Raw genomic sequence first — 12,963 nt, forward strand, 5'->3', positions numbered from 1 at the left:
CACGCACATCGCGCCGTCTGATGTGCCGCGACACGAAGTGGAAACCCGCCTCTGCCAGGATGCGCAAAGGAGCGCCCGCGTCGTCCATCATCGCTCCGAGCTGTCACCCGTCCAGCCCGTCTCGAAAGGCACGCCATCTCTCTCTCCGGCATCCGTGGAAAATTCTTCGACTTCACCGACGACCCGTGGAAGCACGTCGGCAACGAGCAGGAGGCCGCGCGCTTCCTCCCCGATGGGCTTCTCGTCATCGAGGACGGGATCATCGTCGCGTTCGGCCCGTTCGCCGACATCGCAGGCGATCATCCCGACCTCGAGATCACGGTCATCGACGACCGGATCATCACGCCCGGTTTCATCGACGGTCACGTGCATGTCCCGCAGACGCGCGTCCTCGGTGCCTTCGGGCAGCAGCTGCTGCCATGGCTGAACGACACCGTATTCCCGGAGGAGGCGCGCTACAGCGATCACGCGTACGCGCGCGAGGGCTCGGAGCGCTTCTTCGAGAATGTGCTCGCCGGCGGAACGACGACGGTGCAGGCGTTCACGACGACCTCGCCCGTTGCCACCGAGGAGTTCTTCGAAGCCGCATCGCGCCGCAACATGCTGGTCATCGGCGGCGTGACCGGCATCGACCAGTTCGCGCCGGAGACCTCGACCAGCTCCCCTGAGCAGTTCTACGCGGACAGCAAGGCCATGATCGAGAAGTACCACGGCAAGGGGCGCAACCGGTATGCGATCACTCCCCGGTTCGCCCTGGGCGCCACTCCCGAGCTGCTGCTCGCGTGCCAGCGCCTCAAGCAGGAGCATCCGGACGCGTGGGTCAACACACACATCTCGGAGAATCCGCTCGAGATCACCAACGTGCTCCGCGCGCACCCGGACTGCACCGACTACCTCGGCGTCTACGAGAAGTACGGCCTCGTCGGACCCAAGTTCTCGGGCGGTCACGCGATCTGGCTCTCGGACAACGAGTTCGGCCGGATGTCCGACAGCGGCGCCGCGGTCGTCTTCTGCCCCTGCTCGAACCTGTTCCTGGGCAGCGGGATCTTCCGGCTCGGCAAGGCGACCGACCCGGACCGTCGCGTCAAGATGTCGTTCGGCACCGACATGGGCGGCGGTAACCGCTTCAGCATGATCAATGTGCTCGACGAGGCATACAAGGTCGGGATGCTGGGGAACACGCTCCTCGACGGCAGCACGAACCGCATCACGCAGGACCTCGCGCAGTCCGAGCGCAGCAAGCTCTCGCCGTACCGCGCCTTCTGGTCGGTGACGCTCGGCGGCGCCGAAGGCCTGTACATCGATGACGAGGTCGGCAGTTTCGAGGTCGGGAAGGCGGCGGACTTCGTCGCCCTGGACTGGAACGCCGGCCCCACCGCGATGCCCTGGCACGAGTCGCTGTTCGTCGACGAGGCGGGCCCGACGACCATGGAGGAGGCCGCACACGTGCTGTTCTCCATCATGATGGTCGGCGACGACCGCAACGTGGACGAGACCTGGGTCGCCGGCGTCCGCCTCTACAAGAAGGACTGAGCGTGGAGAGCCTCGCCGTCGTCGACGACGCGCCCGTCTCGCTGGTCGTGCACCGTCGGGTCGCCGATCATGACGCGGCCGCGTTCCAGCGCTGGGTGGAATCCTCCGGCAAGGCTCTGACCGCGGTGCCCGGATACCTCGGCAGCACCGTCATCGCGCCATCCGAAGAGCGGGCTGATTGGACGCTGGTGCAGCGGTTCAGCAACGCCGCGGCTGCCCGCTCGTGGCTGGCCAGCCCTGCCAGGCACGCGAGCCACGCGCAGATCGACGAGCTCGAGATCATCGACGAGGACATCGCGATGTTCCGCGAGGACCCGACGCACGCCGATGACGGGGTCTCGGTGATCCTCACCTCGACGGTGCCCGACGCGCTGGAGGACGAGTTCCTGTCCTGGCAGGCGCGCATCTCCGAGGCCGAGGCACGGTTCCGCGGGTTCCGCGGGCACCGGGTGCAGCGTCCGGTGGCCGGCATCCAGCCGCAGTGGGTCGTGCTGGTCACCTTCGACACCGACGAGAACCTGTCCACCTGGATCGAGTCGGACGAACGCGCGCGCCTGCTGGGCGAAGGCGGGCGCTTCAACGCCGACCTCACCGTGAAGAAGACGAGCGTGGGCTTCGGGTTCTGGAACGCCCGCGCCGAGACGGTGCGCGAGTCGGTCATGAAGAACAACCTGCTCGTGCTCATGGCCCTGTACCCGATCGTCTTCGGGTGGGGGTACTTCGTCAGCACGCCGCTGTTCGAAGGTCCGCACGCGATCCCGTTCTGGTTGTCGCTGTTCGTCGGCAACTTCGTGAGCACCCAGTTGCTGGGCTGGTTCGTGATGCCGTGGGTGTTCAAGCGCTTCGCGTGGTGGCTGGCCCCCAAGCCCGGCTGGCGTGCGCAGGTGCTCGGCTTCGGCATCCTGCTCGTCGTCTATGCGGCCTCGATGGCGTGCTACGCCTGGCTGCTGTCGCTGGTGGCCTGAGCCGCGCGCTGCCGCGCGCGCCGCGCCAGCGGCGCCGCGCGCTCACACGCACTCGCGGCGAGCCGAGAGATCGCGTGCGAACCGATACATTCCGCGTACCCGAATCGCCTCAGGTCGCACAAGACGACGCGGCTCGGCACGGCGGGCCACCCCGAGGACGGCCGGCGCGGCTCACCCGAAGACGTTGCGCCCCGACACGAGATCCTCGCCGGCAGCGGCGAGCGCCGACCGCGCCAGGCGCACCCGGTTCTCGTTCTCGCGCACGATCTCGCGCGCCAGCACCGGGTGCGCGCGAACGACGTCATCCAGCAGCTGCACGGGGATCGCGATCACCTCGAGCTCGGTCAGGGCGACCGCCCGCGAGATCGTCTGCGTGCGCGTGAGTGCCGTGAGCCCGACCGCATCATGCCGGCCGAGCTCGGTGACCTGGATGAACGCGGTCTCGGTCGGCACCCCGAGGATCACCCGGCCGGACAGGATGTACCGGGTCGCCGTCGGCACCATGCCGGGCCGCAGCAGCACCTCACCCTGGCAGTAGCGCTCGAGGCGGGCCGCGGCGGCCAGCGCTTCGGCGTCGGCTCCGCGCAAACTCAGGATCGGTGCGATCTGGTGCAGCGCATCCTGCAGGCGCGCCGGGGTGTTCCAGTCGTCGGTGAGGTCGTTGTCCAGGTGCAGGTCGACCCGCCGGGCGGCGTACCAGAGCCGGGTCGAGAACGCGTCGATGACGGCGCCCGCATCCCCGGGTGACTGCAGGGGGATCGCGACGCTGTAGTTCGCCCCCGACAGGGTCGCCACGCTCGGTTCGCTGTCGGCGGAGATCAGTGGGATGTCGCGGGCGACGTCCACCAGGAGCGCCCGCACCCGCGCCGGCGGGTCGTCGGTGGCGAAGGCGAAGTCGCGGGTGACCGCGAACGGGGTGGGACTGCGGGAGAGGTTCGTGAACTTGCCCTCGGCCAGCTCGGCGGTGGGCATCACGACGATCCCGTTGCCGGTGTCCAGGTGCACGGCGCGCCAGTTCACCTCGATGATCTGCCCCGTGGTCTCGCCGGTCTCGATCCAGTCTCCGAGCTGGAACGGCGACTCGAAGATGAGGAAGAGGCCCGAGACGATGGATCCGACCGCGTTCTGCAGCGCGAGGCCCACCACGATCGAGGTGACCCCGAGGGCGGCGAAGATACCGGCGACATCGGCGCCCCACACCCACCAGAACAGGAGCGCGATGCCCACGAGGATGAACACGAACCGGATCAGGTCGCTGAAGATCGTCGGGAACCGGTCGCGCCACGACCCCTTCTCCGCCCGGTGGAACACCAGGTGGTTGATCGCGTTGATCGTCACCAGGATCACCAGCAGGCCGAACACCGTCGTGACGACCTTGGGCCAGGTGCCTTCGCCCTCCCACGCGCCCGGCTGGCTGATCAGCACCAGGATGCCGGCGACCGGCACCAGGTAGTTGCGGATCATCAGCACGATCGGCGCCGCGCGCGATCCGCGCCGGGCCATCGCGTTGTGCATCTCGGTCAGGCCGATGAGCACGAGCGGCAGGCCGACCGAGACGATGACGGCGGGCCAGAACCAGGGCTGCGAGACGATGTCCATCAGGTGCCCTCGGTCACCGCGACGACGGTCTCGATGCGCCACACGCGCTGGTTGCCGTTCTGGGTCGTGACCTCGCCCGCCGGGATGATCGGAATGGTGTCCGGGATGCGGTCCGCGACCCGCTGCGTGACGTAGATGCCCGGGGCATCCGAATCGCCCTGCACGCGGAACGCGAGGTTCACGGCATCCCCCCACATGTCGTACACGACCCGCGCGCGGCCGATGAGTCCGCTCGTGACCTGCCCGGAATCCAGCCCCGCACGCAGGCCCAGCTCGATCCCCTGCTGCGCCGAGTAGCGCTCCAGGATCGCGGAGAGCTCCATCGCGAACTCCACAGCCCGACGCGCGTTGTCCACGCGCGGCGTGCCCAGCCCGCAGCTGGCGAGGTAGCTCTGCCGCGTGGTGCGCACCCGCTCGACGCCGTACCGCTCCGCGGCCTCGTCGAAGGTGCGGATCAGGTCGTTGAGCTTGGCCACTGCCTCCTCCGAGCTCATCGTCAGGGCGAGCTCCTCGAACCCGACGATGTCGGCGAAGATCACGGTGACGTCTTCGTTGTCCTGGGTGATCGCCTCATCGCCGTGCTTGTAGCGATCGGCCATGCCCTCGGGCATGAACGAGAGGATCAGCTGCTCGTTCGCCCGCTCCTGCTCGGCGATCAGGCTGGATTTGACCTGCAGGCTGCGGCTCATGTCGTTGAACGCCGTGGCCACGTCGGCAAGCTCATCACTGGAGCCCGCGTCGACCTGCACGCCCTCGTCGCCCTCGGCGATCCGGCGGGCCGCGGTCTTCAGGCGCCGCAGCGGCCGCACGAACACCTGCGCGAGCACGAGGGAGAGCAGGCACACGAAGATGATCATTCCCGCGGTGGAGAGGATCAGGTTGCGCGTGAAGTCATCCACCGGCACCAGCGCCTCGCCCGAGGTCTCCTGCGCGACGATCGCCCAGTTCAGCCCGTCGACATCGAGCGGCGCGAACGCGGTGAGACTCTCGCGGCCCAGGTAGTCGCGCTCGAGCATGGTTCCGGCATCCCCCGCGAACGCGCGCGTGACCGCCGCGCCGTCGACGATCTGCTGCAGCAGCGTGTTGTCGTTGTGCACGCTGAGCGCGGCCGCCGCCGGAGACAGACCCGCCGCCACCGACTCCTTCTCGTACGCCGCTGGATCCTCGCGAAGCGTCCGCGAGATCGAGCGCATCAGCCCGTCCCGGCCGACGAGGTAGGTCTCCCCTGTGTTGCCGAGGCCGTTCAGCGCCCAGTCGCCGCCGACGGTCATGACCTCGTTGATGCGGTCGATCGGCAGCTCGATCGCGAGCGCGCCGGCGACCTGCCCATCCACCGCGATCGGGGTGACCGCCCAGCCGGCGGGGTTGCCCAGGCTCGGGCTGTACGCATCGAAATCGGCCAGCACCACCTCGCCCACGATGTTGCTGCTCATCGCCTCGCGGTACGCATCCGAGAGGTTGGAGAGCCGGTACGGGCCCTCCAGCAGGTTCGTGCCGAGATCGACGCCCTTGAACGCGCTGTAGACGACGTCGCCGTCGGCGTCGATCATCAGCACGTCTTCGAAATCCTGGAGCTCGGTCATCGCGCGGAAGTACTCGTGGTACTTCGCGTGCGCCGCCGACCACGCGCTGCCGTCGCCGGCATCATCGACGGTGATCGCCTCCTTCCATGTGTCGAAGGGGATCACGTAGTGGTACTGGAGGTATTGCTCCGCGGCATCCCTCGGCGTGAACTCCGCACCGTCCACGTCCTGCCCGGTCGCCTCCGACAGGTCGGCCGCGAAGGTGTCGGTGTAGTAGGTGGAAAGGGCAGCGGATGCCGCGGCATCCACCTCCTGCCCCTGCAGCTGATCGAAGCCCGCCGTGAAGTCCTGGATCGCCTGGCGACTCGTGTCGTTCATCGCGCCGAGCCGGACCGCGTTCTCGATCGTCGCGAACAGCTGGGTCACCTCGCGCGCGCGGTTCTCGCGGATCTCGACGAGCTTCTCGTACGCGATCGTGCGCAGCGCCTGCGTCCCGTTGACGTACCCGATGATGCCGACCACGATGCTGGAGAGCACGCTGACCGACAGGAGCATGATCAGCAGGATCGAGTAGATGGACAGGCCCGCGCGCCGGCGAGCGCGCGGCGTGCCCACCCATTCGGTGGGCCCCGCGACCGACCCGTTCGATCCCGACATCCTGCGCTCTTCCCCAGCTCTCGCCTCTGAGAGTGGGCTCAGACTAGCGGTGCATGTTCCACCGGGTATAGAGGCCGTGTGCTGCGGTCCTGATACGTGACGCGTTCGCAACGCGACACGATCGCGCGCGGAGGCGGGCGCGTCGGTGTGTCCCGGTCGCGGCCCGCTTAGACTGGCACGTCGCCTCCCCACGGATTGTCATGACACCTCCACACCCCTCTCCGGCCCGTTTCGCGGGTCTCGACGGCATGCGCGCGCTCGCCGTCGCCCTCGTCGTCGTCTTCCACCTCTTCCCCGGATCCTGGGTGCGCGGCGGCTTCCTGGGCGTCGACGTCTTCTTCGTGATCAGCGGATTCCTCATCACCACGCTGCTTCTGCGCGAGCATGGGACGACCGGCCGGATCGCGCTCGGCGCCTTCTGGCAGCGCCGCGCCCGTCGGCTGCTTCCGGCCCTGGCGATCGTCGTCACCGTCTGCGCCACGGCGGCCTGGCTGATCGGCGGAGACGTGCTCGTGCGCCTCGGCGATCAGGTGCTGGGAGCGGCGACCTTCAGCTACAACTGGGTCTCGATCGCCGGCGGGGGCGGGTACTTCGCCGCCGCGACTCCCGAACTGTTCCGCAACTTCTGGTCGCTGGCCGTCGAGGAGCAGTTCTACGTCGTCTGGCCGCTGGTGCTGCCGCTGTTCCTCCTGGTGCCGCGGGCATGGGGCAGGGCGGCCGCTGCGGGGATGCTGGCGCTCGCGTCAGCCGCGTGGATGGGCGCGCTCGTCTCGTCCGGCACCGACCTCACCCGCGCCTACTTCGGAACGGACACGCACGCCTTCGGCATCCTGATCGGCATCGCCCTCGCATTCGGTCTGCAGGGCGTCCTCGGTCACGCAACCATGGCGCGCGCAGCCGGGGAGGGCGTCGCCTCCGGACGCGTCCGGACCGTCACCGGCATCATCGGCACCTCGGCGCTGGTGGGCATCGGCGCACTCGCCCTGCTCCCGCCGACCGACACTGCGATCTCCTTCCCCGGCGTCGTGCTGGCGGCCAGCGTCCTCACGGCCGTCGCCATCACCGCGGGTGTCTGGCCCGGCTCGGCCTTCGGCCGCGCGATCGACGCGCAGCCGCTGCGCTGGGTCGGCGACCGCTCCTACGGGATCTACCTCTGGCATTGGCCGCTGCTGGTGCTGCTGGTGGCCGGCATCCGCCAGACGGGTCCGGATGCCGGTGTGCCGACTGAGATCGGGTGGCTCGCGCTCGGGCTCACGGTGATCGCCGCCGAGCTCTCGTACCGGTTCGTGGAAACGCCGGTCCGCCGCTACGGGTTCCGCGGTTCGGCCGCACGCGTGTACCGGCGATTGCTGGGCACCCCCGGTGCGCGGGTGCGGGCGATCGGCGGCGTTGCAGCGGTCGTCGTGCTGCTGGGTGGCACCTCGGCCGCGATCGCCGCGGCTCCCGACGTGTCCTCGGGTCAGGCGGCGGTGCAGAGCGGGCTCGAGGCGCTGGCCGAGCAGCCCTCGCCTCCGGCGAGGGCCGCCGACGCGGAACCGCCGGCAGAGGGCTCGGAGTCTGCGGCCGGTCCCGGCGTCGAGGTCGAGAACCCGCGTCCGATGCCATCCCCGACACCGGTCTCCGGCGACGAGATCACCGCGGTCGGCGACTCGGTGATGCTCGCCTCCACCCCCGGTCTCTTCGAGAAGCTTCCCGGAATCTCGGTGGATGCCGCGGTGTCACGGTCGAGCTGGGCGGGCCCCGGCATCCTGCAGTCGCTCGCCGACAGCGGGCAGCTGCGTCCCTACGTCGTCCTGGCCCTCGGCACGAACGGGCCGCTGGATGCGGGCGCGATGGAGCAGATGGCCGCGATCACGGGGCCCGACCGCCACCTGATCCTGGTGAACGCCTTCGCGCCGCGCGACTGGATCCCCGGCGTCAACGCCGACATCGCGGCCTTCGCCGCCTCGCACCCGGGTGTCGCGGTCGCCGACTGGGCCGGCACCATCGCCGGCCACGAGGATCTTCTCGCGGGCGATCAGATCCACCCCGGCGATGCCGGCGGGCGGCTGTTCGCGGACGCTGTGGCGGACGCCGTCGAGCGCGCCGAGCTGGACCGCGCGCTGCGCGCCTACGAGGTGGAGATGCGCGCGTTCCGGCGGCTGCACCATTCCGAGGTCCGCGTCGCGGAGTAGTGCGATCAGAGTCGCGCAGGAGTGCGGTCAGAACCTGCGCACCAGTACCTGCTGCCGCTGCGTCGGGTGGAACCCGAGCCGCTCGTAGAGCGTGTGCGCGCCGGTCGGACTCGCGGTGTCGACGTCGAGGACGGCGGCCTCGAGACCGGCGTCCTTGGCTGCCCGGAGCGTGCGGGCGATGACGGCCGGGGCCAGGCGCAGGCCGCGCTGATCCCGCACGACGCCGATCAAGTCGATGTAGGTGTTCGAGGCGCCGAGCGCGACCCAGTCCTCTTCGTTGACCGAGGCCAGGCAGAATGCGACGATGCGCCCGTCGCGCAGCGCCAGCGTCGACAGGTCAGGCCGCAGGAACGCGCCGCCGACGAACTGCGCCCAGCGCTCCGGCGTGCTCGGCAGCGAGCCCCAGTGGTCGCGGAACGCGTCGTTTCGAGCGGCCAGCGCATCGGATGCGCGTTCGGCGCAGTACGGCACGAACTCGACGCCGTCGACGTCGAGGGGCGCGTCTACGAGCTCGGCGAGATCGCGCTGCATCGAGGTGAACCAGCGCTCGGTCTGCAGGCCGAGTCGCTCGCCGAGGATCACCGCCCCGATGTTGCCGTCGTCGACGTACTGGTAGACCGCGGCATCCGCGCTGGATCCGGTCTCGGTGATCAGTTCGCGCGCGCGTGTGTACAGCCACTCGATCAGCCGCGTGCCGATTCCGCGGCGCCGCCAGTGCGGATGCACCGCGCCCTGCAGGTAGGCGTGCAGCTCGGCGTCGTGCGACGGGTGCAGGAAGGCCCAGCCCTGGGCGACGACGGTCCCGTCGGGGGCGAGCGCCAGCAGCAGGTCGCGCTCCGGATCCACGTGCGAGAGCTCGAAGATGTCGGCGATCTCGTCGCGGGGCGTGACCCAGGTCGGATGATCGACCCGATCGGATGCCGCGAGCGAGGCGTGCATCGCGTCGATGTCGTCCGCCGTCGCCGGGCGCCAGATCAGTTCAGCAGCTGCGCCGCGCTCCTCATTCACGCCCGCCAGCGTACCCGTCCGTGTGAGCCCTCGTGCGCCCGCGTTCAGCCCGCGTGAGCCCTCGCGAGCCCGCGAACGCAGCGAGACCCGCGGGCCCCGAAGGGCACGCGGGTCTCGCGAACAGCGGGTCGAAGCGATCAGGCCTTGGCGGCCGTCTCGTCCTCGGTGACCACGGCGTCCTCGGCCGCAGCCTCGGCGGCCGCGCCCTCCTCCGCCGACTCGGCGCCGGCGTCCGCGGCGGCGTCCTCGACGGGCGCCTCCTCGGTCTCCTCGACGGGCGCGTCCTCGACCGGAGCGGCGGTGGCGGCATCCGCCTTCGCCGTCTTCTTGGCCGACTTCGGCTTCGGGTTCACGGGCTCGAGAACGAGCTCGATCACGGCCATGGGGGCGTTGTCGCCCTTGCGGTTGCCGATCTTCGTGATGCGGGTGTAGCCGCCCTCACGGTCGGCGACCAGCGGCGCGATCTCGGTGAACAGCTCGTGCACGACGGTCTTGTCGCCGATGACCGACAGCACCCGGCGACGGGCGTGCAGGTCGCCGCGCTTGGCGAAGGTGACCAGGCGCTCGGCGAGCGGACGCAGGCGCTTGGCCTTGGTCTCGGTCGTCTTGATCGACTTGTGCGTGAACAGCGCAGCGGCGAGGTTCGCAAGCAGCAGGCGCTCGTGGGCGGGGCCGCCTCCGAGGCGGGGACCCTTGGTGGGCTTAGGCATTCTCAGTTACTCCAGATCAGATTCGGGTGGCCGGAACTCAGACGGTCTCGTCGTCGTAGCCGCCGTAGAAGTGCGCGCCGTCGAACCCGGGAACCGAGTCCTTGAGCGACAGTCCGAGCGAGATGAGCTTGTCGCGCACCTCGTCGACCGACTTCTGACCGAAGTTGCGGATGTTCATGAGCTGCGTCTCCGAGAGGGCGACGAGCTCGCTGACCGTGTTGATGCCCTCACGCTTGAGGCAGTTGTACGAACGGACCGACAGATCGAGGTCTTCGATCGGCATCGACAGCTCGTTGGAGAGGACTGTCTCGACCGGCGCGGGGCCGATCTCGATGCCCTCGGCCTCGACGTTCAGCTCGCGCGCCAGACCGAACAGCTCGGTCAGGGTGCGGCCGGCCGACGCAACGGCGTCGCGCGGGGCGATGGATGCCTTGGACTCGACGTCCAGGACCAGCTTGTCGAAGTCGGTGCGCTCCCCGGCACGGGTGGCGTCGACGCGGTAGCTGACCTTGAGGACCGGCGAGTAGATCGAGTCGATGGGGATCTGACCCGACTCGGCGTACTCGTTGCGGTTCTGCGTGGCCGACACGTAGCCGCGGCCACGCTCGATCGTGAGCTCGAGCTCGAACTTCGCGGTGTCGTTCAGGGTCGCGATGACCAGCTCGGGGTTGTGGACCTCGACACCGGCCGGAGCCGAGATGTCAGCGGCGGTGACCTCGCCCGCACCCGTCTTGCGCAGGTACGCGGTGATGGGCTCGTCGCGCTCGCTCGAGACGACGAGCTGCTTGATGTTCAGGATGATCTCGGTGACATCTTCCTTGACACCGGGGATCGTGCTGAACTCGTGCTGGACGCCGTCCAGGCGGATGCTGGTGACGGCCGCGCCGGGGATCGACGAGAGCAGGCTGCGACGCAGCGCGTTGCCGATCGTGTAACCGAAGCCGGGCTCCAGGGGCTCGATGATGAAGCGGCTCCGGAACTCGCCGATCTTCTCCTCGGTCAGAGTGGGACGCTGTGCGATGAGCACTATGTGTTCCTTTCAATCACGTGCCCGCTATATGACACGTGCGGTGTGGATGAGGTGTTGAGTTGTTCTCGAGGATGCCGGGGGCGCGAGCGCCGCGGCATCCGATGTTCAGTGTCGTGTCGGACCGGCCGCGACACGGCCTGCTCGATAACCGAAACGGGCTCGAGCAGGCCGCTGCGCAGCCGTCGCGTCAGACGCGACGACGCTTGGGGGGACGGCAGCCGTTGTGCGCCTGCGGCGTCACATCGTTGATCGAGCCGACCTCGAGGCCTGCGGCCTGGAGCGAGCGGATCGCGGTCTCGCGGCCGGAGCCGGGACCCTTCACGAAGACGTCGACCTTCTTGACGCCGTGCTCCTGCGCCTGGCGCGCAGCGGACTCGGCGGCCATACCGGCGGCGTACGGGGTCGACTTGCGCGAGCCCTTGAAGCCCACTCCACCGGACGAGGCCCAGCTGATGACGGCGCCGGCCGGGTCGGTGATCGAGACGATCGTGTTGTTGAACGTCGACTTGATGTGGGCCTGGCCCAGCGCGATGTTCTTCTTTTCCTTGCGACGGGGCTTCCGCGCAGCGGTCTTGGGTGCAGCCATGTTCGTGTTCTCCTAGCCGCGCCCTAGCGCGCCTTCTTCTTGCCGGCGACGGTGCGCTTGGGACCCTTGCGCGTGCGGGCGTTTGTCTTCGTGCGCTGGCCGCGCACGGGCAGGCCGCGGCGGTGGCGGATGCCCTCGTATGAGCCGATCTCGACCTTGCGGCGGATGTCGGCGGCGACCTCGCGACGGAGGTCACCCTCCACCTTGTAGTTGCCTTCGATGTTGTCGCGGAGCGCGATCAGCTGGTCGTCGGTCAGGTCCTTGACGCGGATGCTCTGATCGATGTCCGTCGCGGCGAGGATCGCCTTCGAACGGGTGGGGCCTACGCCGTAGATGTAGGTAAGGGCGATCACCACGCGCTTATCGCGCGGGATGTCAACGCCGGCAAGACGTGCCATGCGGTTCTCTCCTATGGAGTGAGTGGAGGTATGGAGCAGAATCGGTGCCCGGGCCTCCGACCCGGGGTGTCCCCTCTCGCGAGGTTCTGAGACTGCCTGTGATGTGTTCAGTTGTACGTGCGTGCTGCGTTGAGATCTCGATGCGGCGCTGGCGCGCCTACTCGATCTTGAGGCACCGGCGCATCAACGCGGCCTCGCCGCGGCTCAACCCTGGCGCTGCTTGTGGCGCGGGTTGGACTTGCAGATGACCATGACGACGCCGTGGCGGCGGATCACCTTGCAGTGATCGCAGATCGGCTTGACGCTGGGGTTTACCTTCATGATGTTTCCTGTTCGCTGTCTTCACCGGGCAGGCCGGAGCCTGGGGTGTTACTTCTCGACCGGTCTAGCGGTAGCGGTAGACGATCCGGCCGCGCGTGAGGTCGTAGGGGCTGAGCTCCACGACGACGCGGTCCTCCGGGATGATGCGGATGTAGTTCTGCCGCATCTTGCCCGAGATCGTGGCGAGGACCTTGTGTCCGTTGCTCAACTCAACGCGGAACATCGCGTTGGGAAGCGCCTCGGAGATCACGCCCTCGATCTCGATGACACCGTCTTTCTTCGCCATACACTCGCTAACGCTGGGCAGACCGGTCGGTCTGCGGTTTGGGTGGGATTGTGGTGCGTGGACACGCCGATGAGGCGCAACGCACCAAAGATCAAGCATACGCCTTAACCTGTGGGTCGGCAAACCGCGGTCGCCGCGCCGGGGTTCGGCGATTTCGGCGGGTCGCGGCATCC

Annotated in this window: 12 protein-coding genes; 3 read left to right on the forward strand and 9 right to left on the reverse strand. The window is 68.7% G+C overall.

Features of this window, described 5'->3' with window-relative positions:
- Positions 1 to 150: 150 nt before the first annotated feature.
- Together guaD and BLT19_RS00105 are read left to right on the forward strand one after the other, a co-directional pair.
- Positions 151 to 1,533 (forward strand): guanine deaminase, encoded by a 1,383-nt coding sequence (guaD, locus tag BLT19_RS00100; RefSeq protein ID WP_231917906.1) that lies wholly within the window; start codon positions 151 to 153, stop codon positions 1,531 to 1,533.
- 2 nt (positions 1,534 to 1,535) lie between these two features.
- The gene (locus BLT19_RS00105) at positions 1,536 to 2,498 is read left to right on the forward strand and encodes an antibiotic biosynthesis monooxygenase (protein ID WP_091484761.1); all 963 of its coding nucleotides are present in this window, start codon (positions 1,536 to 1,538) and stop codon (positions 2,496 to 2,498) included.
- A 171-nt stretch (positions 2,499 to 2,669) separates the two neighbouring features.
- On the opposite strand, the gene BLT19_RS00110 is transcribed toward BLT19_RS00105, so the two are convergent.
- Both BLT19_RS00110 and BLT19_RS00115 read right to left on the reverse strand, forming a co-directional pair.
- Positions 2,670 to 4,097 carry a mechanosensitive ion channel domain-containing protein gene (locus BLT19_RS00110; RefSeq protein ID WP_091484763.1) on the reverse strand — a complete coding sequence of 476 codons (1,428 nt, stop codon included), beginning with the start codon at positions 4,095 to 4,097 and terminating at the stop codon, positions 2,670 to 2,672.
- On the reverse strand, positions 4,097 to 6,277 hold the full coding sequence (locus BLT19_RS00115; protein WP_091484766.1) for an adenylate/guanylate cyclase domain-containing protein: 2,181 nt from the start codon (positions 6,275 to 6,277) through the stop codon (positions 4,097 to 4,099). Before BLT19_RS00115 ends, BLT19_RS00110 begins: the two co-directional genes overlap by 1 nt.
- Before the next feature lie 200 nt (positions 6,278 to 6,477).
- Here BLT19_RS00115 and BLT19_RS00120 point away from each other — a divergent pair, with 200 nt between their 5' ends.
- Entirely contained in the window at positions 6,478 to 8,451 is a 1,974-nt protein-coding gene (locus BLT19_RS00120; protein ID WP_091484768.1) for an acyltransferase family protein, read from the forward strand.
- Between the two features lie 27 nt (positions 8,452 to 8,478).
- On the opposite strand, the gene BLT19_RS00125 is transcribed toward BLT19_RS00120, so the two are convergent.
- The 7 genes from BLT19_RS00125 to infA form a co-directional block, all read right to left on the reverse strand.
- Complete coding sequence (locus BLT19_RS00125) at positions 8,479 to 9,459, reverse strand: GNAT family N-acetyltransferase (protein ID WP_091484771.1); 981 nt, start codon at positions 9,457 to 9,459, stop codon at positions 8,479 to 8,481.
- A gap of 137 nt (positions 9,460 to 9,596) precedes the next feature.
- The gene (rplQ, locus tag BLT19_RS00130) at positions 9,597 to 10,169 is read right to left on the reverse strand and encodes a 50S ribosomal protein L17 (protein WP_091484774.1); all 573 of its coding nucleotides are present in this window, start codon (positions 10,167 to 10,169) and stop codon (positions 9,597 to 9,599) included.
- Between the two features lie 37 nt (positions 10,170 to 10,206).
- Complete coding sequence (locus tag BLT19_RS00135; RefSeq protein WP_091484777.1) at positions 10,207 to 11,196, reverse strand: DNA-directed RNA polymerase subunit alpha; 990 nt, start codon at positions 11,194 to 11,196, stop codon at positions 10,207 to 10,209.
- Positions 11,197 to 11,386: 190 nt separating this feature from the next.
- Complete coding sequence (gene rpsK / locus BLT19_RS00140; protein WP_091484780.1) at positions 11,387 to 11,785, reverse strand: 30S ribosomal protein S11; 399 nt, start codon at positions 11,783 to 11,785, stop codon at positions 11,387 to 11,389.
- Between the two features lie 23 nt (positions 11,786 to 11,808).
- The gene (rpsM, locus tag BLT19_RS00145; RefSeq protein ID WP_091484783.1) at positions 11,809 to 12,183 is read right to left on the reverse strand and encodes a 30S ribosomal protein S13; all 375 of its coding nucleotides are present in this window, start codon (positions 12,181 to 12,183) and stop codon (positions 11,809 to 11,811) included.
- A 204-nt stretch (positions 12,184 to 12,387) separates the two neighbouring features.
- Positions 12,388 to 12,504 carry a 50S ribosomal protein L36 gene (gene rpmJ / locus BLT19_RS00150; protein WP_056224002.1) on the reverse strand — a complete coding sequence of 39 codons (117 nt, stop codon included), beginning with the start codon at positions 12,502 to 12,504 and terminating at the stop codon, positions 12,388 to 12,390.
- Between the two features lie 64 nt (positions 12,505 to 12,568).
- A complete protein-coding gene (gene infA / locus BLT19_RS00155) occupies positions 12,569 to 12,790 on the reverse strand; it encodes a translation initiation factor IF-1 (RefSeq protein ID WP_017201569.1) in 222 nt (73 codons plus the stop codon).
- Between the last annotated feature and the right edge of the window lie 173 nt (positions 12,791 to 12,963).

Origin of the sequence: Microbacterium pygmaeum, assembly GCF_900100885.1 — a bacterium.
GTDB lineage: Bacteria > Actinomycetota > Actinomycetes > Actinomycetales > Microbacteriaceae > Microbacterium > Microbacterium pygmaeum.

What these genes read in the sequence shown, in the direction of transcription:
- BLT19_RS00110 (WP_091484763.1), bottom strand. Translation starts at nt 4,097, where the DNA reads ATGGACATCGTCTCGCAGCCCTGGTTCTGGCCCGCCGTCATCGTCTCG.
- BLT19_RS00115 (WP_091484766.1), bottom strand. Translation starts at nt 6,277, where the DNA reads ATGTCGGGATCGAACGGGTCGGTCGCGGGGCCCACCGAATGGGTGGGC.
- BLT19_RS00120 (WP_091484768.1), top strand. Translation starts at nt 6,478, where the DNA reads ATGACACCTCCACACCCCTCTCCGGCCCGTTTCGCGGGTCTCGACGGC.
- rplQ (WP_091484774.1), bottom strand. Translation starts at nt 10,169, where the DNA reads ATGCCTAAGCCCACCAAGGGTCCCCGCCTCGGAGGCGGCCCCGCCCAC.
- rpsK (WP_091484780.1), bottom strand. Translation starts at nt 11,785, where the DNA reads ATGGCTGCACCCAAGACCGCTGCGCGGAAGCCCCGTCGCAAGGAAAAG.
- rpsM (WP_091484783.1), bottom strand. Translation starts at nt 12,183, where the DNA reads ATGGCACGTCTTGCCGGCGTTGACATCCCGCGCGATAAGCGCGTGGTG.
- rpmJ (WP_056224002.1), bottom strand. Translation starts at nt 12,504, where the DNA reads ATGAAGGTAAACCCCAGCGTCAAGCCGATCTGCGATCACTGCAAGGTG.
- infA (WP_017201569.1), bottom strand. Translation starts at nt 12,790, where the DNA reads ATGGCGAAGAAAGACGGTGTCATCGAGATCGAGGGCGTGATCTCCGAG.